Here is a 20,018-nt window from a genome sequence, read left to right as displayed (position 1 = left end):
CGATATTAGTTGCAAGTATCTTTGCTTGAATTTGTGGATCAAAGAAATCAAAACTTTTGACTGTATTGTTATTCAACGGAGTAAAAACCCAATCGTTTACTTCATTTGAAAACAGAAAATCATCTCCATCCTTAATAACTAACTTGACATCAGAGTCTGAGTATCCATTATTAGTTTTAAAGAGAAGCCAGTTCTTATTACCAGCTTGCATCAAACCATCTGGTCTCTCCTTGGCTTCTTTATAATGCTGTTTAAACTCAGTGACAATGGCTTCAGGCAACGCGGCTGAAGCTGGGAGATATATAAGTAGTAGGGCTATTAATAAACACATTAATTCAATGGAGCCCCATTAGCATCAAGTCCACACAGACTCAGGTCAACTTTGTCATATTCACTATAAATACTACAAGGAGAACCAGTATAAGTATAAAAAATTGTTTGCTCATCTAGACTATCAAAATCTATCTGGTAACAATCATTTACTAAAACTGCTGCACAACCAACAATCGTAGTATCATCAGCAACAAAAATTCTTAGAGCTATGGTCTCCGTTTCTAGACCATCACTGAGCTTAAACGGTCTCAGGTAAATAGTGGTAGCTTGTGGATTCACACGAACAGATGAAACTCTTAAATTAAAATCCACGACGCCTGTATCTGGCACCGTCTTGCTTCCTTCCGTTAAAATACGCAAGTATTTGTTACTCAAACCATAATCCTGCAATTGAACACTGCCAATAGTCTCTGGATCTAATCCCTTTACACGTAGTTTGACGATATTTTGTTTTTTATTAGGCTCAAGACTCACAAAATCAGTAACAGTACCAAGATCATATTCTAATAACCGATTCTCAAATCTGGTTTCCATAGCAAAACTAGGCAAAGCAAGAAAACAAACAAACAATAAACCAATTCGATACAAGTCCATACAAAAATTATACCAGTAAATCCTTATATAACTTAGTAGCATAAGGAGTATTAATCCCTTTCTTTTGCCCCTTACGTACTACAACTCCAAGCAAATCATCAAGTTCTATTGGCTTGCCATTTTGATGATCTTGCAGCATTGAAGTTCTAAAGCTATACCACTCGGGAGTATCTGTTCTTGCGATATGTTTTTGATCTACATCATCAGCCAAATCATATCCAAGTGCATGAGCTACTTGTTTCACTTCTTGCATTACTCCCACAATCACTTCTCTTATTTCTGGTTTCTCTAATAACTGCCCGACTGTCATTTGATACAAAACACTAGTCGGATTAAAACCAGCATTCCAAACTAATTTAGACCAAAGCTCTTGGTAAATATTCTCGCTAATGCGTGTATTGATTCCAGCAGCACGCAAAAGCTCCATTATTCGATCAAGCCTCTCACTTGAAGATCCATCAAGCTCACCAAGAACTAGACTATATTTGCCCTTATTAATATAACGACCTGGCTCTAGAACTTCTGCTGCAATATTTGTTAACGCTCCAATTGTTCGCTCCTTACCAAGCACTGAAGCAATCCGCTCTTCATTCTCCACACCGTTTTGGATAGACACAACCGCCATCCTCAGGAGCGAAGCAACGTTCGGGTCACCCAACAAAGACTGGCAAGCCTCAAGTGTATCCTTAGATTTCACACAAAGCAAAACTACTACTTGTTCATCAGTCTCAAAACCAATCTCACTAAAATCCTCAAAGCAATTTAAATTACTAATTTTGATTTCTTCATCACCATCAATCAATGTCGCGCCTTCACGCAAAGCCTCAAGTGTTTTGCCGCGTGCAATAAAACTCAAACGATAAACATCTGGCTTCTCCTGCAGATACTTTGCTAAACGTAAACCATAAAAGCCACCAACGGCCCCCATTCCCAGTACTACAAAATGTGTTTTAGTTTTTGACATCGATTAACACTAATTGGCTCCATAATAACATGTCACAGCCCCGTCTTAAAAACGATGGCTCATACCAAAACTAATTCCAATATCAGCAGCAGATTCATTCAATCCGTAGAAATTAGTAAAATCAATCCCGGTATCATCGGATAATAAATAAGTAAAACCATAAGCAAGTCCTAGAGGATTTCCAGCATCACCAGTCATAGACCAAGTACCAAAAACTTCTGCTAAGGCACTGAGTTTTGCGTTTAACTCATAATTCAAATCAAAAACATAAGGCAGATAGCTATCTGTATGTCCTTGATGGTTATCAAAATTTAAACTCAAGTTAGTCAAAAATTTGAGCTTCTCTTTCAATTCTTTATTAATCAGGAATTTATAGAAATGCGCAAAATTACCATCAAGCGGAATTGCAACATGAGAAATCAAATCAAGACTTGGTAGATGTCGCTGCTCTTTAAGCAAATTGACTTTAAAGCCAGGTGCAATATGATTAAAGTTCAAGCCATCATCGACAAACTCTAAGCCACTACCTAAAAACCGCAACTCAAATCTATCTTGAATTAAACCATAACGAAACAGACTAGTACCAAGAGTATAACTAGATTGATTTGTATTCGTATAATCAAGTAAACCAAATTCAAGTTGCAAAGACTTTGGTCGAACAATCCCTGGAGAATCAGAAATACCACCACGCTCAAAACTAATTGGCTCAGCGCCAATAGCTAAAGAATTAGTTACACAAAATAAAACAAATAATAGCCGAACAAGGTTCATTTAATGGGCTAAGTCTAACATCATTGGTCAAATTTGTTAAAATAATTCAATGAGCAATTACCAAGAACTATTAAATCAAGAATTTTTTGGAAACACAATTGAACAATATTTATATGCGATCGGAATCTTTATTGGGCTACTGATTCTATTTAGAATCTTTCGCAAAATTATTCTAGGCAGATTACGCAAAATAGCTGCTGCAACCCCAACCCACTTCGATGACACATTAGTTGAGATTTTGGATGCTATACATCCACGGTTTTATGATCTTACCGCTCTCTATTTTGCAAGCCATTCTTTGATCTTGGCTCAGTTTCTTAACAAGGGTATTCGTGGAATTTTCTTGGGGCTTTTTATGATCCAACTCATTAATGCTTCGCAAAAAATCCTTGAATATTTCTTAATCAAGGCACTCAAAAACAATCAAACGAATGAAGCTGACCAAATGGTATTTAGTGGTCTTAGTCTCTTTATCAAGATTGGTCTCTGGGCAGTTGGTATTTTACTATTCCTCTCAAACATGGGAGTGAATGTCACTTCATTAACTGCAAGTATGGGTATTGGTGGTATTGCCATTGCTCTTGCTGTACAAAATATACTCGGTGATATTTTCAGTTCTTTCTCTATCTATTTTGACAAACCTTTTGCTGTTGGTGATTTCATAACAGTCGGGGAGCACATGGGTACAGTTAAAAAGATCGGTATGAAAAGCACACGCCTGGAAGCACTTCAGGGAGAAGAGATTGTAATTTCCAACAAAGAACTAACAAGTGCTCGCGTGCAAAATTTCAAAAAAATGAATAAGCGCCGTATTCCCTTTACCATCGGTGTCACTTACGAGACTAGCTTAGATAAATGCAAACAGATTCCTGAAATCATCAAAACAATTTTCTCAGAAGTTGATAACGCTGATTTAGACAGAGTCAACTTCAAAGAGTTTGCAGCTTATAGTCTCAATTTTGAAATCGTCTACTATCACCTTTCTGGTGACTATATTGAATATATGCGTATTCGCGAAATCATCAATCTAAAAATCAAAGAAGAGTTTGAAAAAGCTAGTATTGATATGGCTTTCCCTACTCAGACTGTGATTGTTGAGAAAACATAAGAAACCCAAATCTCCTCTACATAATATGCGATTGTTTAATTAATGGCAATTGTTGTCTTTAATACCAGCGTCCCAATACGATCAGTGTTTAATCTTAGAAGACATGAAGTCCAGGCAAGAGAACTCAGTGAAAAAGAAAATCAGTATAGGACACAAATTCATGCAACAGTCTGCGGTGATAGACCAAATAGTTTTACAGACATCTGCACTAAACTAATTCGAACCACAAACAATATCTTAGGATCATCCTACCAAGTAACTAGTTCTCAAGCTCCTGCTCAAAACTATCATGGACCAATCCCAATCTTAATTTGTGAATATGATTCTCATAATTCAAGGACAGAATCTATACATAGAAAACTAAGTCATTGGCTAGACGCTTGTTACGTATCAATCTTCAATAGTGTCGTAGTGAATGATTCCAATTTTCAAACAACCCAATCAATAGACTCTCTCAGTAAACCAACAATTTTACCACTTGCAAATTTTTTGGATTATATCGACTATCTCATTATCGACACACTTGCAGAAAGAACCAAACAAGCCTGTAAGCCTCTTGATCAAGACGATACAAAACCAGCATCCAAATTAGATCAGAACACCAGATTACTTGCAAATTACATTAATCCCCAAAAGGATTCTGCTCTCAATTACAAAAAGAGAGTGGAATTAATTCGGAACTCAAACAGAAGACTCATCCACCTATTACTAAAACAAAATCCCAATCTCAAATCCGCTCTAGACTTCCACAGAGTCATAGCAAAGGCTTATGAATTTCAGTATCTCGGTCTAGTTCATATTGAACAAACAAACGAAAAGGATAAAGAACAAACCACCAGAGTAGTTGATGCTATCAACGCTGCCATCACAAAGATCTACCAAGCCAAGCTCGATGCCAAGACCAATCCAAAACAAGCTCTATATTTCCCACTCAATATCAATCCGTCTCAAAGAGAGTCTCTATGCCAAGACTTGACTACTCAAGGACTTCCTTATTTAGTTATTCATAAAAGACCTATCTAGGCCTAATCCCAGAAATAGCCTCTTCAAGTTCCAGACTACTTGGACGATTATAACTATGAATAGAACGGCGAGCTATCTCAACAGCTGCCATTGGTTCAGCTCCACCTAAATAAGTGATAAGCCCTTCTTTAAGACATTGAAAATATTGAGCTTCATCTTCACCAAGATATTCAATATGTTGTGCAATTGGTTGGCAATAACCATAAGCTGTAAAAATTCCGAGTAGTGTACCCGTCAATGCAGCTGATACTTTGTGTCCTAGCTCTGCAGGAGGACCATCAATATGAGCCATCGCAATAATTACACCAAGAACCGCAGCCACAATACCAACCGCTGGCATCGCATCCGCAACTCTATTAAGAGCGCCCGGTGCAATATGTGCTTCAGCATGATGCGCATCAAGCTCAACGTTCATTGCTTGTTCAACATCTTCTGGTTTTGAATTATAGTTAATGACTAACTTAAGTGAGTCACAGTAAAAATCAAGTGCGTGATGATTACCCAAAAAACTTGGATATTTCGAAAAAATAGAACTAGCTTCAGGGTTAGAAACATCTTTCTCTAAACTCAATAAGCCACTACGTTTAAGGTTAACAAAACTTTCGTACATTACTTTAAGAGCATCTGTATAAGTATCTTTTTCGTATTTAGAAGCAACAAAAGGACCGCTCATATAAGTACCAATATGCTTCAAAATTTTACTTGGCATCATAGCCAAAAAGATAAACGAACCAGAACCAAAAACAATTATATACTCTTGCCAAACAGAATAAATAGCATGAATCGGACCGCCCTCGAGCATGAAGCCACCGAAAACGCAGACCGAAACCAGCACTAAAAAAACAATGGTCATCATAACGTTGTTCTATCCTTGAATATCTGCAATTTTCCCCGCCTCAAACTTATTGGTCCCCTTTCCTGAATACGTCGCCGGCTTAGAACCATTGAGTGATGATGTAAAGATTTTAATCATATGATTTATATAATTAGATGACTGCTTCATAAGCGCCATATTGTTCTCAGTAAATTTTTTACACTGAGTAAGAACTTCTTTAAGACTAGCAGCTTTGGCAGTAAGCTCTTTTTGGTCTGCTTTGTCCAATTGAGGAACTAATTCACTCAATTGAATAGATGCTGGGAAACCTTGCTCACGTAAGAATTCAACACGAGCTGCTTCAAGAGCAAGTACCTTTGTTGACAAACCTTTTTCCTGATCAGTAATTAACTCAAGTGCATCGATATCATTTTCAATCAACGCTGTCTTTTTTTGAGTAGCAAGATCCAAGTAGTTTGTATAAACCTCAGTCTCTTTATCTAAAATATCTAATAAATGCTTCATAACAATCCTAAGTAACTAAAAACTCTCCATAACCATCCGCAAGTAAAGAATCCGCAATATCCGTTCCTTGATATGCTGCATTTAATTCACCAGCCAAAAATTGCTGACGTAATTCTGCGACCATCTTAGCTCTTGCTTGGTTTCCTGCTGCTCTAACTTCTGCTTTTACAGCATTAAAAACATCAGCCTGTGCTTGATCTAATCCTGGTGGCTCTATAGTAGATTGAGTCTTAGCTGCTTCTTTCGAACTTGACTTATTACCATAAAGCAAGATTTGCTCCATTGCATTGGTAGATTCATTTGAATTAATACCTTTGATATCCATAAATTGGGTCTCTTAATATATATATTCCCGCTATGTATGGCCAAGCTAGATAGGCCAAAAGGACTATTTAATAGCTCAGCTAGGCTATTTGTATTACGGATTAGCTAAATAAGGGTTAATATGCTGCTTTTGTCAGTGAATTTTCAACAATCTCTGGATTAAAGTACTACCTGGTAGCATTTTAGCTACTGTATTTAAGAAGGGTTTTGCCTTTTCAGGCATATCCAAAGCAAAATAAGCCATAGCCGACTTAAAATGAACCCCAGTATCATGTACAAATTTGCTTTTGGCTTCTTCTAAAAGGACAAGCGCTGTTTGATATTCTTTACGTGCTAAATACGCTGAACCAATATCTTTAAGCGTTTCTGGATAAACCTGAATGAGATCATTACGATGTCGCAAAAATTTATCAAAATAGTCCTTAAGATCGTAAGTCAAAAAATAACCAATCGTAGCTTCTGTGTACAATCTAAAAGTCAAGTAACCAGGACTAGCAATCGACAGCTTGTCATCACTTTGTAAAAACGCAATCAAAAACTCTCCCCACTTACGCGCTGGTGAATACTCCGCTTCTTTATATAGGCGAGTAGCACGTTCAAGATCCCGATTCAATATCGCCGCATAAGCCGCTTGACTATAGAGTTCTAGTTCTTCAAAAATCACACTAGCTTCTTGCGCTTGTTTCAATTCAAGCAAACAACGCGCCTTGAGTTCCTTAATTTTGTACAAATCTGCTTGATGTAGATCTTGTTCTAATTTGAGACAAGCATTGAGTGCAGCAGCAAAGTCTGCCTCTCTAAAATATTTGAGAGCTTGCTCTAAGGACATAGTCCTATTATAAGCCATCATTACGAAGATTCAGGAAGAATGGACAACCTTGGTCAACAGTACAGGAACTAAAGCCCCGCAGGGCAGCCTAACGTGGCAATCCAGTAGAAGTTTTTTGATTAACACTAGGCTCACGCAAATAATAAGGCTGGAGTTCTGTATATTTAATTGACTGGAGTTCTGGATGAGTCTGTATGTAGTCAATTATCAACTCAGCTGTGCTAGTCTCGGCCAAATCTAGCAAATCATAGCCCAAGGTCTCAAATGAAAACAAATTTGTCTCTGGATTATTATAATCATTATCTAAAGACAAAAAATAATCATTCTTGCCAGCATGCATCAAGACTGGATCTTGGGGGCTCAACTTGAATTTATGACGCAGTAAATCGAAATTGTTGACAGTTATAATTGGCAGATCCAATTGTGCAGCCATAGTTTTGACAATAGTGAGAGCCGTGCGAATCCCAGTAAATGAACCAGGTCCCACTGAGCAAGCAAGAAGCTCCAGTTCTTGGGGCTTGATACCGGCTCCCTCAAAGGCTTGAACCAAAGCAGGCATCAATTGTGATGATTTGTTTTGGGCACTAAGACTAAATAGAAATTTATTAGTTTCAGTATTAAATAAAGCAATTGATTGCTGTTTGCGACTTGAATCTAGGGCTAGGACTAACATCTGCTTTGTGATTATAACTTACACGATTTGCATATATCTCAGCCATGTTCTAGAATATACACTTATGTCCATTCAAGAAATTCTTAATCTCGTTCAATTACTAGCTTTGGTGATAATCAGTGGCGGCACTCTAGTTATCGGCGCATTAGTTGCACCAACTCTCTTTGCTAATCTCTGTCGAGAAGAAGCGAGCACTATCATGATTACGACTTTCGGCAAATTCGATTGCTGGATCAAATTCTCAGCACTTGCACTTGCTCTTGCCAAATTCGCTGAATTGATTTTCATACACAGTTTCAACTTCACTATAGAAACCGGTACAGGAGAGGCAATGACCAAAGTCATGAATGGAGATTTAATTAATTCAATACTCTTGGTAATTGCGATCACAGCTATCAGTCTCTATATCGCTTTTAAATTATCACCAGCAATAATTCAATCTTTTGAAGATGATTCAAATGAATTTAGAAGCCTTCACAAACAAAGTGAAATTATGCACCGTATTAATTTCCTGCTTAGTCTCTTGTTACTCACCTACTTTATATAGTTCAATAGACCTGTTTCGAAACAGATCTATTGCCTTGCGAGCGTCACATACAAGATAAATTCAAGAACCACTTGCCATCCATACATCTATATGCTACTATATAAGTAAGGGTCTTCTCGGTGAGACTCTCTCAAATAGGAGCAACAAATGGCCACACAATTATCCCCCAAACAAGAAGAAACAGCTGAAGTTATATACCAACTCACTAATCAATTCCATTATCCTCCAACCCTCGACGAGATCGCTGCACAAATGGGCATCACCAAGGGCACCCTCCAGTACCATATGACAGCACTTCGCAAGAAATTAGCTGTCACGTGGAACACTGGGTCAGCACGTTCAGTACAAATCTCAGATCAAGAAGTATTAGGACATTGCAGAGCAAAATTCCCAGAAATAAGCAAAGCTGATAAATTCAACGGCAACTTTGATTCTCGTTCTATTGAAGCTGGCGCTCCTGAGTTTAGTGTTGTACGTAGCCAGATTCCGATACTTGGCAAGATCGCCGCTGGAGCGCCGCTTGACGTTATGGAAAAAGCAAATGACTTTCTTGAGCTTGATACTTATTTTTCAGAAGGTTGCTACGCGCTCAGAGTCAAAGGTCAAAGCATGATAGATGCTTTAATCTCTGATGGTGACTTGGTACTTATTGAACCTAGAGACTCTGCTCACAATGGCGAGATTGTAGTTGCTCTAATTAATGATGAAGCTGCTACCCTCAAGCGTTATTACAAAGAAGATGGCAGAATAAGATTGCAACCAGAAAATCCAACAATGGAACCTATATACATTGATCCCAAATTAGACGATATCAAGATTCAAGGAGTGGTTAAAGGTGTTGTCAGGAAAACCTAAGTCCGACAAAACACTAGACCTGTATCTTCGCAACGCTGTTTCGAAGATACAGGTCGCTCAAAAGGTAGCAACCATACGGAACGCAGGTCTTGATCCTCTAGGAGCGTGTAACCCAGCCCATATTTATTAACTGAGATCTTTATATTTAGTAATTTGGGCTGGATGACAAGCTCCTAGAGAATTTCGACTTTCAGAACAAGTCTATTGATACAATAGAGTCATGGGACCACTAATCGATATCGCCTATGTAATCCCGGCAACAGTAGCAATAGGCTACTTCGTTGGCACTTGGCTTGAGAACAACCGTGAAGGCGATTATTTAGTTAACTCTATTCTTATTGCAGCAGCTTGTGGCTTAATACTGAGTATTGTCAAAATCAAACGCTATGTTGATCATATGAATAACTCACAAAAAAAGACAAAATCTAATCCCCAATCTGACATCTGCTCCACAGAGTCAGAAGCTCTTATCAAGGACCCGACTTAAAACTTCGTTTTAGCGTGTCCGTGAACAAACCTGCGCAAGACTCAAAAAAAGATAGTTCCACCAAACAGTCTAATACTTGATTATGCAAAATACTAATCATATCCCGACCTTGTTCATCCTTTACAAATAATCCAGGGCAACCAATAGTAGGCTGATCCACTCTGAGCCTGCCTTTGGCTTCTAGTTTACTAATCTCTACTTTAATCAAAGTCTTGACCTTGGTGCTTAAACACAAAACTAAATCATCCTCAAAATCAAAACACTCCGTATCAAAAAGATGCAACTTCGGGCTCAGTCCAGCATTGGTTTTACTGGTTGCAAAAATAAAAGCCCTAAAAACATCAAAATGGAACCTACTCAATTGATAACCAAGCACAAGAATATTGCCGGCAGCTTTGCGGTAATCTGCTGGGTCAATCTCGCGCGAGTATTTTTGCTTGTAGAGCTTCGGTATAAAAGCAATTGTCGAGAGGTAATAAAAAAACGCATTGCTAATTGCAAAAGCCATATGTTCTTTTTCAAAACCAGGGTTATAACAAAACTCAGAATGCTCTTCTTCAGCCTGATCCAATAGAGCCCAATAGACTTGCCAAAATCTTTCGTCAGTTTGTTTAATATACTGAGTCACCATTTCAAGAGCCAATCTGTTCAAACTCTCATCAGCACGTTCACTCAAAACAAAACCAGCACAATCAATCTTGACCAAAGGCAAAACTTCCTGCAAAGCCTTTGTCAATAATCCAAATCTTAGTTTTTTGATGTCCATTCTGCTAAAGCAGGCTCCCAATACTCTTTTAAAACCATTGCCATATATTTTCCAATGATTTCAGACAATGGTCTAAAAAGATTGGTTTGACTACAAATCTCTCCAAAATCAAATACTTCTTGTTCACAATTAAAAAAGTTGTCAGTCATTTCTCGTAAATCATCAGTTAATTTACGATAAGCAAGAGGTGCTAGCTCAAACAATTTTGCTAAACTATTTTGATTAGTAATTCTTAGAGAGCTCCCAGTCATCGAACGAGCAAGTGTTTTAGCTATAGGAATTAAAACCATATCTTGCAAAAAAACTGAACTAGCATAGTTCAATGGTTCTATAGCTTTGGTAATATCAGGCAAATCTTCTACAAGACCCTTACGAAGAATATAATCAACGTTCTCACACCAACCACAATCACCTTTGGCAAGAGACCTATTAAGGTCTCTTGGATCAAAACTCATGACTGCTGCTTCTAGCCTCTCTCTCCCTAATTCCAAAGCCTGATTATCAGCGGAAAGCAGAGGACCAGCTTGAATTGTGGAAACTAAGCTCATCTATCAATACAAGATAGCATTTATCGTTTCATCCTGTCGTTAAACAATGCCTGCAATTTAACCCGTTGCTCATCGGCTTTGGGGGCAATGATAGGCTCAGCAATGTCACCAGCGAGGCAGTACTGAGTAACGAATATCTCCAAATCTTTCTTTGCCTTTTCCAGATCCAAATCATAGTTCCATGCAAGAGACCACATCAAAAACCAAACCTCTTTAGAGAAGTCATTAAAATCATCAAGATGATCTTCTTTATTTTTAATGAAATCATGATCTGAATTTTCAGAAAGTTCCAAAAATTTATATGACAGAGCTTCAAAACGATCCCTATATGGTTCCAAATCTTCTTTATAGCTATCTAAGAGCTTCCGATCTTCAGTACCGAGACTATTAACTGAACCAGTAAGAAAACTAAGCACACTACGTAATGACCGTCTCGTTTGAGCTTCAGTAAGCGAAGGATTATATATCAACTTGCAAACCTTATGAGCAAAATAGAGAATCTGTCTCTCACCAAGATTGGCTTCATTAAGATTGTAATTAGCCTCTAACTCTTTTTTTATTCGTGAAACCATCCTAACTCTTTGAACAAAAGCATGATCCTGCTGAGCTCTAGGCACAACGGAACTAATAGTCGCTTTGCCAAGCTCGGTTCCGATCAAAGCAAGTGGACTAGGCGCAGCAAGACTCAGAGCAACTTTACTTGCTCCATCCCTAACTTTACGTAAAAAATCTCTTCTATTATCAATAGGATTTCAATCAAACGGCATTGTCTGACCTCCATCGAGAAGCATAGCAAGATTTTCTTAATAATTCAACGTAATACATATCTTTTCTTCAAAAAATCCCAAGATTTGCCGCCAATTTTCGATGCTAAAATTTGGGCTATGGCAACAGCAGAAAAAACAGCACTAGGTAAAATCGTTCAAGTTATTGGGCCAGTTATAGATGTGGAGTTTCCGTCAGGGCACTTACCAAAAATCCTTAACGCACTGAAGGTTCAATGTAAAAATCCAGCTGGACAAGAAATTAATCTAGTTGCAGAAGTTCAACTTATTCTTGGCGACAACAGAGTTCGTTCAATTGCAATGAGTTCTACTGAAGGACTGACTCGTGGAATGGCTGTTAGCGATACAGGAGCTCCAATTTCTGTTCCTGTTGGTGAAGCTACGCTCGGCAGAATCATGAATGTACTTGGCGAACCAGTTGACGAAGCTGGCGAAATCAAAGTCAAAAAACACAGTTCTATTCACCGTGACCCGCCTCCACTTTCTGAACAAAACACTGATATTACAGTTTTTGAAACTGGAATCAAAGTTATTGACTTACTTACACCTTACGTTAAGGGTGGCAAGATCGGACTCTTTGGCGGGGCTGGTGTTGGCAAGACCGTTTTGATTATGGAATTGATTAACAACATTGCAAAAGCTCACGATGGTATTTCTGTTTTCTCTGGAGTTGGTGAACGTACTCGTGAAGGTAACGACCTTTGGGAAGAGATGAAAGAATCTGGCGTTATCGACAAAGTGGCTCTAGTTTACGGACAGATGAATGAGCCTCCTGGAGCGCGTATGCGTGTTGCTCTTACTGGTCTTACTATGGCTGAGCATTTTCGTGATGAAGAAGGTAAAGATACGCTTCTTTTCGTTGACAATATTTTCCGTTTCACGCAAGCTGGTTCTGAAGTATCCGCTCTTCTTGGACGTATGCCTTCAGCGGTTGGTTATCAGCCAACTCTAGCTAACGAGATGGGTCAACTTCAAGAAAGAATCACTTCAACTCACAAAGGTTCGATCACTTCAGTGCAAGCTGTTTACGTTCCTGCCGATGACTTAACTGATCCGGCTCCCGCAACTACATTTGCTCACTTGGACGCTACTACAGTTCTTTCAAGACAAATTGCTGAGCTTGGAATTTATCCAGCAGTAGATCCTCTTGACTCAACTTCAGCAGCACTTAAGGCTGACATTGTTGGTGAAGAGCATTACGACATTGCTCGCAAAGTACAAAACATCTTGCAAAAATACAAAGAGCTTCAAGACATTATTGCAATTCTTGGTATGGATGAATTAACAGACGAAGACAAAGCTATCGTTTACCGTGCTCGTAAGATCCAGAAGTTCTTATCACAGCCGTTTCACGTAGCAGAGGTGTTCACTGGTTCACCTGGTAAGTACGTCAAACTTGAAGACACTATCAAATCATTCAAAGGTATTCTTGAAGGTAAGTACGATCATCTTCCTGAGCAAGCATTCTATATGGTTGCAAGTATTGAAGAAGCTATTGAGAAAGCTGAGAAGATGAAGACTAAGGCTTAGTTCTAGAATAAGCTATAATCTTATCTTATGAGCATGCTTCTCCAAGCAGCTAATAACTTACATGATGGTCTTTATTCCAGAGAGACTGTTTCAAGCCGTTCTAAATTAGAACCTTTAGTAGTAAAAGCAGAAACTACTCTTAGTCCTAAAGAAGATGGAGCTGTAAATCAATTTTTTACCAAGCATTTCCCCAAATACGGCTATTGGATCTCGTCAACAATGCATGCAATCACCGGACTAAATTGCCTGAAGAATTTCTTACCAAAACCTCTCACTGATTTTCTCAACACCAATACAGTCAGAGTCTCCAAAGCTGTAACTTCTATTCGTTATGCTCACCTAGCTGTTGAAGCCCTCAAGAATAACAAGGTCATTGATTTTATCGCTAGAGCACTCGACCCTCTCTTTGTACCTTGGATGAAATTGGAAGACATTCATCTAGCCAGGGGTATGAGTGCTGGAATGACTTTGCTTGACTTCACCCAAAATCACTTGGTAGGTGACAGGGTCATGAGCAAAGCTGATAACTTCTTTAAAAATATTAAAGCCGGCACCAAGATACTTGAAGAGATTATCCAGGGTGGTCTCGGTAAAAATAGAAAGATTTTTGTTGGAAGTGATAAAGACCAAGGACATACCATGGCTGTCTTTGGACATACTATCTTTGTTGGTTCCTTACTTGGTGTGATCTTCGGCGCCAACAAACGTAACTTCATGAACAAGCTAGGCGGACTGATTCGCAATATTGGTGGCTTTGCTGGTGATATTACAATGATTCAGCATCAAGATCCAGACATGAAAAAAGCCGGTATCTTCTACGCCGTCAATGCAGTGCTAGACGCCTTGCAACGCTTCCTACCACAAGAAATCATTGATCCAATTAATCACTTCAACATGATACTAAACAATATTGGTACCTATTTTTATGGACAGATTTCTCAAAATAGAAATGAGAATGTCTTGGTAGATTTTGCTTGATTTAAAAAATGTTAAAAACTAAAAGACTTGTTCCTGACTAAGTCAAATCAAGACAAAACGTTATAATCAATAGTGACAGAAATATGGCAACAATCACCTGGCAGCAAATACAAAATAGATTTATTAACCAAGCTCAAAGCTCAACAACAGAGCTAGATCAATTATTTACCAAAATCAGAAATCAACAAAGCCTAAATCAAAACTTCAATGACGGTTTTGCCGCTCGTATTAATTTCCACTATCAAGCTAATCAGAGCTTGGTATTAAGGCTTGAAGCTAAATCTGCAAAAACATTAATTGATGCAAGATACTCAAAAACTTCCATTGATGCAAAAAAAGCCAATGACGGTTCCAATAACTGGTCAGTCACAATCAAAGTTGTAGATGCTACTGGCATAGAACCCAAATCACATGAGACATCTACAAAGTTCACTGAAGACCAGCTCTTGGAATTACTCCAAGCAAAATTAGTTCATTACGCATATCAAGATAAGACACTGCTAGTAACCAAGCTTGTCGACAAGGTAGTAAGCAAAGCTAAATCACTCAAGATGGTAGAAGAGAATGATAATCACACATGGGCAGCTATTGACCCAGTGATTGCAGCCAAACTTGCTAAACCACTATGTGAATTCCAGCAATTTACTGATCTGCTGGAATTCATGAATGAAATAATTACATTCAAAGCTATCGAGCAAGGATCTAAAAAGATAGGGCTTAAAGAATTAGTACGGTCAGCAGTTGTATCTTTGTATAAGTCACTCGAACAACTACAAGCTGATTCACCAGAAACAAAACATTAGTTAGCTTCTTGATAGCCGCAAAGCCTAAAGCCATAGTTTTTAATAAAAGCAGATATACCTGGCTCGTGCACTGGATCTTGCGCTACTTTGATTTGATATATTTCTGGTATATCTATTAATTTATAATCTTCGTAGTCTGCAATTGCAGCATCAACAACGGTATTCAAATCATCAGAAATATCTGCCAAGGAATGACCTAAGATCACTGGTGCACCTGGCTGCACTTGTCCCATGATCAAATACATTGACTCACCAGGACTCGCTGTTTCACTGCATTTTTGCATATAACAATCACAAGGCTCCAAGTCTTCCAAAGCATCCGGTATCCAACCTTGGTGAAAAGACAATGTTCTTCCTTCTATAATCTCTTCTCCAGGATAAGCCCAATCAAAACTCACGCCATCAGCACATGCTTGTATATTCGTTGCAGCAAGTGCTTTGAGTTCATATAGTATCAGCAGCTCTCTGGGAATATCAAAGAAAGCCTCATCTGTAATCCAAAAACACTCTGCTCGCCTAGTTTCCAAAGTAGAGGCAAAAGTCTCGTCATACTGTTCAATAATTTTGTCTTTCAAATCATCTAAAGACATCTCAAAACAATCCTTGTATGCCTCTAAATTAATCGAATTACAATCGAATGCTTCTATTTTAGTTGCATTACTAATCAATAAAGCACTAGAAACATCAGCACCAAAACAACCATACCTCAAAAAGAAATCATCACTACCAGGATTAATCTGCTTGCGGTATTGCATCAAATAATTAGCATATGCCGGTTTTAACAAACCATTAGTTATAACCGGTTCTTGCTCTAATAATTTCATTTCAGTTGGAATATCAGACTCAAACCATTGATCAAGCCATGAGCACATATCAGGAAAAAATCCTTGCTTCGTATCTGCTTGCGCAACTTGGTATACAGTCTCATCTTGCTTCTTTGGATCGGCATTGAGTCTTTTCATACTCAAACGAGTATCATCATGCGTCCCATGAATATCAAAGAAGTATTTTTCACCAGCGAAGATAAGTGGTGAACCATAAGAATTTAACATCGAGCCATTTTTAAGAATACGTGCAATCTTAGATTCACCGAGACCTTTTTGCTCAGGCGACTTTCTCTCCAAAGAATAACGTGTTAAGCCAATTACCATAATGTGTTATCTTAACACATTGCCACTAAAACTGGTTCAAAAACCGCTGATCCCCATTAACCCTAACTCAAAGATACCTCAACAAACCAGGCAAAAACTCCTGAACCGGAATCACTTGAATCCCTTGATACTCTTGCTTAGCACTACCTAAATACAAAAGCATCAACTCCGCTTCTGGATAGTCCTTTTTAAAAGCCTTAAGCCCAGTAAAATCCTTAGGGTGGAATTTACTTGAGTGTTTAACTTCTATCGCTAGTAACTTCTTTGCTCCAAGCACAACAAAATCTACTTCTGTGCCATTAGTGGTACGCCAGTAAAATATTTGATAACCAAGTTTATTGTATTCATTAACAGCAAGCAGATCTTGCAAGACCAAAGTCTCCAAGCCAGCTCCATGCAACTCAGAAACAGAATCCAAAATACTTTTGGGTCTAAGATGATAATAAATACCAGCATCAAAAAAATAAAACTTGGGGTGAGCTACTAAACGCCTCTTGGCGCGCTTAGTAAAAACTGGCAAGCGATATGAAACTAGCATATCCTCAATTAAATCAAAATAGCCAGCAACCGTATTAGCTTTGACAGAAGCATCACGTGCAATCGCACTGATATTAAGGGTAGAACCTTGTGAGAAGCTTGCAGCTTCCAAGAAACGAGAAAACGCAGCAAGATCTCTTGCAAGCCCTTCCTGCATTACTTCTTCTTTAAGGTAGGTTTTGATATAGGAATTCAAATAATCTGTTTTATTTAAATCCAGTTTGTCATAAATACTAGGCATATGTCCAAACTCTAATGAATGAGCAAGATCAAACTGACAGCCAAGTTCAATCGCTGTCAGAGGAAATAATTTATAAGTTAAAGCTCGTCCAGCAAGTAAATTCACTCCTTCTCGTTTGAGCTTACGAGCACTAGAGCCAGTAAGAACAAATTTGCGAGAATCTTGTTCAATTAATTTATGAACCTCATCAAGTAGCTCAGGAAGCTTTTGTATCTCATCAATTACAATCCATTGATTAAGATCTTGACTAAGATACCTTCTCAATCTTGATAGATCTACCTCCAAATCAAAACGTATTTGACTATCCAGGAGATCAATGTACAAGGCTCCTGGCAGCTGCCTTGATAACCAGTAGCTCTTACCTACCCCTCTAGGGCCAAACAAAAATATACTTTGAGAGCCCTCTAATGGTAGCTTGAGTGATCTTTCTATCATCTAATATGAATTATACCCTATTTACCACAATGCTAATATGAAATTACATGCATTTTTCATATTAGTACCGATAAATTACATAAATACTAAAACTGATTCAAAAATCTTTGATCCCCATTAAACATAAATCTAATATCATTAATCTTGTATTTAAGCATCGCAAATCTATCTATTCCAAGACCAGCTGCAAAACCAGAATACTTCTCTGGATCTATTCCTGCCATCTCAAGAACCTTAGGATCAACCATACCGCAACCCATTAGCTCTAGCCAACCGCGGTTACCGCAAGTAGTGCAGCCATTGCCCTTACAAAAAACACACTGGGCATCAAGCTCAGCAGACGGCTCAGTAAACGGGAAAAAATCCGGACGGAATCTTGTCGGCAGCTCCTCTCCAAAAAACTGCTTGAGAAATTCATTAAGCACCCATTTCATATTACCAAAATTGACATTCTCTTCAATCATCATTACTTCAAGTTGATGAAAGAAGGGCATCTTGCGCGCGTTGACTTCTTCATTACGATAGACTCTGCCATGCCCAATAATTCTAAATGGTGGCTTGAGTCTCTCCATGGCACGAATTTGAATAGACGAGGTATGTGATCTAAGTAAAACATCGTCTCCAAGGCTAGTATAAAAAGTATCTTGCTCATCTCTTGCCGGATGATCTTCAGGCGTGTTGAGTGCCGTGAAGTTGTAATAAGTATTCTCAATCTCAGGACCATCTACCAAAGAAAAACCCATAGTTTCAAAAATCTTGACGATGTCATTCGTTACCATCGTCAATGGATGTAAATTACCGAGCTTTGTACCCAAGCCAGGTAGACTCGGATCTATTCTTTCTTTCTCAAGTTTGGCATTAAGTTCAGCAGTTTCGATTCTAGTTTTAGCAGTCTCAAAACTTGTTTGAATTACATTAAGAGTTTGGTTAATTAACTTACCAAACTCTGGTTTCTCTTCATTGGATACATGCTTCATATTACGGCGCAAATTAACAATAGTGCTTTTGTCACCAAGGTATTTCACTCTAATATCATTGAGTGTTTTAGAATCATTTGCACGAGGAAACTCACTTGCTGCCTCTGCTTCAAGCTTGCTTAATTCTTCACGTGTATCTTTGAGGGTCAGTTCCATCGGATCAATTATAACACTCTACGTCAGCGACTGGCAGAGCCGTAGCAATGACATGGTTTCTCAAATAATTTACTCCTTGTTTAACGGCAAGTTCATTATATTCTTGTGTCAATTGATCCTGCTCCTTACCTGGTTGAGTCGCGTCGTAGCGAAGCGAAGACGGGAGAGAAGACGCATGCCACAAAGCCAAAAAACTCTTACGACTAGCTCCAATCAATATAGGCAAAGCAAACTCTTGCTTAAGCTTGGGTATCAATTCAAGAATCTCTAAGGAATGATTTAAATTTTTACCAAAACCCAAACCCGGATCCAAAATCAAACGATCTGAATCAATACCAAACTCTTGGCAAGTCATGATTGTTTGATCCCAAAACCTTTTGAGATCTTCCAGTAAGCCCATTTCATAAAAATCATCCCTAATCTCTGCAGCTTTAATACTAGGTGGCACACCGCCTTTGGAGTGCATGCTAATGAGCTTCACCTTGGGATCAACTTGCTGGGCAACTACTTTAAGTAGCTCTCGATTTTGCAAACCAGTTACGTCATTGACAAAAGCAAAATGCTTGCTGTAGTCTTGAAAGACCTTCTGGATTACGTGTGGATTACGTGAGTCCAATGACAATCGCCCGCTCAGTTCCGAGCCCTGAGCCTCGAGTAGATCAAGAAAAGGTATTAGTCTTGCTAATTCTATTTCATGGTTTATTGTGTTTGCTCCTGGACGTGTCGACTCCGCTCCAATATCTATAAAATCAGCCCCTGTCTGCCTAAGCTCTTTTGCCTTAGCAAGCGAGCAAGACGCATCAAGATTGGTCTCATTACCATCCGAGAATGAGTCTGGTGTGATATTCAAGATAGCGAATTGCATAACCACCACACTATTGTAATCTTATCCATTCCGGGTTATTACGAAATTACACTTGTAAATACAGTAAATTCCTCTGTTTACAGTGCTTTTTATATTCAAGGGATGTTTAGGATACTCAAAAAATGGGTATAAATAGAAGATAAAGGCAGATAATCATGGTATACAATCCTATTTTCGAAGAAGAAATGGGTCGCAATAAAGAACTCGATGAGCTCAAAGGCGCAATCAAACGCAGAGCTGGTTCCGAAAAAGTTTTAGATCTATGCAGCAAATTTGGCAATTTTGTCAAAGCACATCCTATATTCACCACACTTGCGTTGGGAGTATTTGGAGCGGGCTTGGCTGGCAGGAAGAATTAGTAAACAAGGGAGCCTGTAAGGCGAGCACAACCAATTAGAA

25 protein-coding genes are annotated in these 20,018 nt (G+C 38.6%); 9 read left to right on the top strand and 16 right to left on the bottom strand.

The genetic code is table 11. The annotated features are described in order from the left end of the window. The 4 genes from O3C63_03050 to O3C63_03035 form a co-directional block, all read right to left on the bottom strand. The coding region (locus O3C63_03050; protein MDA0771900.1) for a hypothetical protein at positions 1–331 on the bottom strand (331 nt) is incomplete at its 3' end. Further along, complete coding sequence (locus O3C63_03045) at positions 331–927, bottom strand: hypothetical protein (protein ID MDA0771899.1); 597 nt, start codon at positions 925–927, stop codon at positions 331–333. The genes O3C63_03045 and O3C63_03050, both read right to left, overlap by 1 nt. 7 nt (positions 928–934) lie before the next feature. Continuing rightward, positions 935–1,891, bottom strand: a complete 957-nt coding sequence (locus O3C63_03040; protein MDA0771898.1) for a 2-dehydropantoate 2-reductase — start codon at positions 1,889–1,891, stop codon at positions 935–937. 45 nt (positions 1,892–1,936) lie between these two features. Next, a complete protein-coding gene (locus tag O3C63_03035) occupies positions 1,937–2,662 on the bottom strand; it encodes a transporter (GenBank protein ID MDA0771897.1) in 726 nt (241 codons plus the stop codon). Between the two features lie 49 nt (positions 2,663–2,711). Here O3C63_03035 and O3C63_03030 point away from each other — a divergent pair, with 49 nt between their 5' ends. Together O3C63_03030 and O3C63_03025 are read left to right on the top strand one after the other, a co-directional pair. Continuing rightward, complete coding sequence (locus O3C63_03030; protein ID MDA0771896.1) at positions 2,712–3,770, top strand: mechanosensitive ion channel family protein; 1,059 nt, start codon at positions 2,712–2,714, stop codon at positions 3,768–3,770. 42 nt (positions 3,771–3,812) lie between these two features. After that, positions 3,813–4,793, top strand: a complete 981-nt coding sequence (locus O3C63_03025; protein ID MDA0771895.1) for a hypothetical protein — start codon at positions 3,813–3,815, stop codon at positions 4,791–4,793. Here the strand turns inward: O3C63_03025 and O3C63_03020 are convergent. The 5 genes from O3C63_03020 to tsaB form a co-directional block, all read right to left on the bottom strand. Next, positions 4,786–5,649, bottom strand: coding sequence for a MotA/TolQ/ExbB proton channel family protein (locus O3C63_03020; GenBank protein MDA0771894.1), 864 nt, complete (start codon positions 5,647–5,649; stop codon positions 4,786–4,788). The genes O3C63_03025 and O3C63_03020 overlap by 8 nt on opposite strands. Positions 5,650–5,658: 9 nt before the next feature. After that, positions 5,659–6,132, bottom strand: a complete 474-nt coding sequence (locus O3C63_03015) for a flagellar protein FlgN (GenBank protein MDA0771893.1) — start codon at positions 6,130–6,132, stop codon at positions 5,659–5,661. Between the two features lie 7 nt (positions 6,133–6,139). After that, positions 6,140–6,457: a hypothetical protein gene (locus O3C63_03010; GenBank protein ID MDA0771892.1), complete on the bottom strand. Its 318-nt coding sequence runs from the start codon at positions 6,455–6,457 to the stop codon at positions 6,140–6,142. 132 nt (positions 6,458–6,589) lie between these two features. Further along, positions 6,590–7,285: a hypothetical protein gene (locus tag O3C63_03005; protein MDA0771891.1), complete on the bottom strand. Its 696-nt coding sequence runs from the start codon at positions 7,283–7,285 to the stop codon at positions 6,590–6,592. Positions 7,286–7,373: 88 nt separating this feature from the next. Continuing rightward, a complete protein-coding gene (gene tsaB / locus O3C63_03000; protein ID MDA0771890.1) occupies positions 7,374–7,958 on the bottom strand; it encodes a tRNA (adenosine(37)-N6)-threonylcarbamoyltransferase complex dimerization subunit type 1 TsaB in 585 nt (194 codons plus the stop codon). Between the two features lie 64 nt (positions 7,959–8,022). Between tsaB and O3C63_02995 the strand changes: the two genes are divergently transcribed. The 3 genes from O3C63_02995 (at position 8,023) to O3C63_02985 (ending at position 9,847) form a co-directional block, all read left to right on the top strand. Next, positions 8,023–8,505: a hypothetical protein gene (locus O3C63_02995; protein ID MDA0771889.1), complete on the top strand. Its 483-nt coding sequence runs from the start codon at positions 8,023–8,025 to the stop codon at positions 8,503–8,505. Between the two features lie 147 nt (positions 8,506–8,652). Then, positions 8,653–9,360, top strand: coding sequence for a transcriptional repressor LexA (gene lexA, locus O3C63_02990; GenBank protein MDA0771888.1), 708 nt, complete (start codon positions 8,653–8,655; stop codon positions 9,358–9,360). A gap of 220 nt (positions 9,361–9,580) precedes the next feature. After that, positions 9,581–9,847 carry a hypothetical protein gene (locus O3C63_02985; GenBank protein MDA0771887.1) on the top strand — a complete coding sequence of 89 codons (267 nt, stop codon included), beginning with the start codon at positions 9,581–9,583 and terminating at the stop codon, positions 9,845–9,847. On the opposite strand, the gene O3C63_02980 is transcribed toward O3C63_02985, so the two are convergent. From O3C63_02980 to O3C63_02970, 3 genes are read right to left on the bottom strand one after another with little or no spacing between them, the layout of a single operon-like run. Next, positions 9,831–10,613, bottom strand: coding sequence for a hypothetical protein (locus O3C63_02980; GenBank protein MDA0771886.1), 783 nt, complete (start codon positions 10,611–10,613; stop codon positions 9,831–9,833). The genes O3C63_02985 and O3C63_02980 overlap by 17 nt on opposite strands. Further along, positions 10,595–11,161, bottom strand: coding sequence for a hypothetical protein (locus O3C63_02975; protein MDA0771885.1), 567 nt, complete (start codon positions 11,159–11,161; stop codon positions 10,595–10,597). Before O3C63_02975 ends, O3C63_02980 begins: the two co-directional genes overlap by 19 nt. 20 nt (positions 11,162–11,181) lie before the next feature. Next, positions 11,182–11,820, bottom strand: coding sequence for a hypothetical protein (locus O3C63_02970; protein MDA0771884.1), 639 nt, complete (start codon positions 11,818–11,820; stop codon positions 11,182–11,184). Positions 11,821–12,045: 225 nt separating this feature from the next. On the opposite strand from O3C63_02970, the gene atpD reads away from it, so the two are divergent. The 3 genes from atpD to O3C63_02955 all read left to right on the top strand — a co-directional run bounded on the left by atpD (position 12,046) and on the right by O3C63_02955 (position 15,257). Further along, positions 12,046–13,476, top strand: coding sequence for a F0F1 ATP synthase subunit beta (gene atpD, locus O3C63_02965; protein ID MDA0771883.1), 1,431 nt, complete (start codon positions 12,046–12,048; stop codon positions 13,474–13,476). A 27-nt stretch (positions 13,477–13,503) separates the two neighbouring features. Next, entirely contained in the window at positions 13,504–14,454 is a 951-nt protein-coding gene (locus tag O3C63_02960; GenBank protein ID MDA0771882.1) for a hypothetical protein, read from the top strand. An 83-nt stretch (positions 14,455–14,537) separates the two neighbouring features. After that, complete coding sequence (locus tag O3C63_02955) at positions 14,538–15,257, top strand: hypothetical protein (protein ID MDA0771881.1); 720 nt, start codon at positions 14,538–14,540, stop codon at positions 15,255–15,257. Here the strand turns inward: O3C63_02955 and O3C63_02950 are convergent. The 4 genes from O3C63_02950 to folP all read right to left on the bottom strand — a co-directional run bounded on the left by O3C63_02950 (position 15,254) and on the right by folP (position 19,619). Beyond that, entirely contained in the window at positions 15,254–16,408 is a 1,155-nt protein-coding gene (locus tag O3C63_02950; GenBank protein ID MDA0771880.1) for a hypothetical protein, read from the bottom strand. The genes O3C63_02955 and O3C63_02950 overlap by 4 nt on opposite strands. Before the next feature lie 67 nt (positions 16,409–16,475). After that, on the bottom strand, positions 16,476–17,621 hold the full coding sequence (locus O3C63_02945) for an ATP-binding protein (GenBank protein MDA0771879.1): 1,146 nt from the start codon (positions 17,619–17,621) through the stop codon (positions 16,476–16,478). A gap of 86 nt (positions 17,622–17,707) precedes the next feature. Next, a complete protein-coding gene (gene pheS, locus O3C63_02940) occupies positions 17,708–18,754 on the bottom strand; it encodes a phenylalanine--tRNA ligase subunit alpha (protein ID MDA0771878.1) in 1,047 nt (348 codons plus the stop codon). Positions 18,755–18,758: 4 nt separating this feature from the next. Beyond that, the gene (gene folP, locus O3C63_02935; GenBank protein MDA0771877.1) at positions 18,759–19,619 is read right to left on the bottom strand and encodes a dihydropteroate synthase; all 861 of its coding nucleotides are present in this window, start codon (positions 19,617–19,619) and stop codon (positions 18,759–18,761) included. 155 nt (positions 19,620–19,774) lie between these two features. On the opposite strand from folP, the gene O3C63_02930 reads away from it, so the two are divergent. Continuing rightward, the gene (locus O3C63_02930) at positions 19,775–19,978 is read left to right on the top strand and encodes a hypothetical protein (GenBank protein MDA0771876.1); all 204 of its coding nucleotides are present in this window, start codon (positions 19,775–19,777) and stop codon (positions 19,976–19,978) included. The last annotated feature ends 40 nt before the right edge of the window (positions 19,979–20,018 follow it).

The sequence above is a fragment of the Cyanobacteriota bacterium genome, assembly GCA_027618255.1.
Classification (GTDB): domain Bacteria; phylum Cyanobacteriota; class Vampirovibrionia; order LMEP-6097; family LMEP-6097; genus JABHOV01.
The sequence above is the reverse complement of the archived record's forward strand: the minus strand, read 5'-3'. Positions and strand labels throughout refer to the sequence as shown.

What these genes read in the sequence shown, in the direction of transcription:
- O3C63_03025 (MDA0771895.1), top strand. Translation starts at nt 3,813, where the DNA reads ATGGCAATTGTTGTCTTTAATACCAGCGTCCCAATACGATCAGTGTTT.
- pheS (MDA0771878.1), bottom strand. Translation starts at nt 18,754, where the DNA reads ATGGAACTGACCCTCAAAGATACACGTGAAGAATTAAGCAAGCTTGAA.
- atpD (MDA0771883.1), top strand. Translation starts at nt 12,046, where the DNA reads ATGGCAACAGCAGAAAAAACAGCACTAGGTAAAATCGTTCAAGTTATT.
- O3C63_02930 (MDA0771876.1), top strand. Translation starts at nt 19,775, where the DNA reads ATGGTATACAATCCTATTTTCGAAGAAGAAATGGGTCGCAATAAAGAA.
- O3C63_02985 (MDA0771887.1), top strand. Translation starts at nt 9,581, where the DNA reads ATGGGACCACTAATCGATATCGCCTATGTAATCCCGGCAACAGTAGCA.
- O3C63_02995 (MDA0771889.1), top strand. Translation starts at nt 8,023, where the DNA reads ATGTCCATTCAAGAAATTCTTAATCTCGTTCAATTACTAGCTTTGGTG.
- O3C63_02980 (MDA0771886.1), bottom strand. Translation starts at nt 10,613, where the DNA reads ATGGACATCAAAAAACTAAGATTTGGATTATTGACAAAGGCTTTGCAG.
- O3C63_03035 (MDA0771897.1), bottom strand. Translation starts at nt 2,662, where the DNA reads ATGAACCTTGTTCGGCTATTATTTGTTTTATTTTGTGTAACTAATTCT.
- O3C63_03030 (MDA0771896.1), top strand. Translation starts at nt 2,712, where the DNA reads ATGAGCAATTACCAAGAACTATTAAATCAAGAATTTTTTGGAAACACA.
- O3C63_02950 (MDA0771880.1), bottom strand. Translation starts at nt 16,408, where the DNA reads ATGGTAATTGGCTTAACACGTTATTCTTTGGAGAGAAAGTCGCCTGAG.
- folP (MDA0771877.1), bottom strand. Translation starts at nt 19,619, where the DNA reads ATGCAATTCGCTATCTTGAATATCACACCAGACTCATTCTCGGATGGT.
- O3C63_03045 (MDA0771899.1), bottom strand. Translation starts at nt 927, where the DNA reads ATGGACTTGTATCGAATTGGTTTATTGTTTGTTTGTTTTCTTGCTTTG.
- O3C63_02975 (MDA0771885.1), bottom strand. Translation starts at nt 11,161, where the DNA reads ATGAGCTTAGTTTCCACAATTCAAGCTGGTCCTCTGCTTTCCGCTGAT.
- O3C63_03010 (MDA0771892.1), bottom strand. Translation starts at nt 6,457, where the DNA reads ATGGATATCAAAGGTATTAATTCAAATGAATCTACCAATGCAATGGAG.
- O3C63_03020 (MDA0771894.1), bottom strand. Translation starts at nt 5,649, where the DNA reads ATGATGACCATTGTTTTTTTAGTGCTGGTTTCGGTCTGCGTTTTCGGT.
- O3C63_02960 (MDA0771882.1), top strand. Translation starts at nt 13,504, where the DNA reads ATGAGCATGCTTCTCCAAGCAGCTAATAACTTACATGATGGTCTTTAT.
- O3C63_02945 (MDA0771879.1), bottom strand. Translation starts at nt 17,621, where the DNA reads ATGATAGAAAGATCACTCAAGCTACCATTAGAGGGCTCTCAAAGTATA.
- O3C63_03015 (MDA0771893.1), bottom strand. Translation starts at nt 6,132, where the DNA reads ATGAAGCATTTATTAGATATTTTAGATAAAGAGACTGAGGTTTATACA.
- tsaB (MDA0771890.1), bottom strand. Translation starts at nt 7,958, where the DNA reads ATGTTAGTCCTAGCCCTAGATTCAAGTCGCAAACAGCAATCAATTGCT.
- O3C63_02955 (MDA0771881.1), top strand. Translation starts at nt 14,538, where the DNA reads ATGGCAACAATCACCTGGCAGCAAATACAAAATAGATTTATTAACCAA.
- O3C63_03040 (MDA0771898.1), bottom strand. Translation starts at nt 1,891, where the DNA reads ATGTCAAAAACTAAAACACATTTTGTAGTACTGGGAATGGGGGCCGTT.
- lexA (MDA0771888.1), top strand. Translation starts at nt 8,653, where the DNA reads ATGGCCACACAATTATCCCCCAAACAAGAAGAAACAGCTGAAGTTATA.
- O3C63_03005 (MDA0771891.1), bottom strand. Translation starts at nt 7,285, where the DNA reads ATGTCCTTAGAGCAAGCTCTCAAATATTTTAGAGAGGCAGACTTTGCT.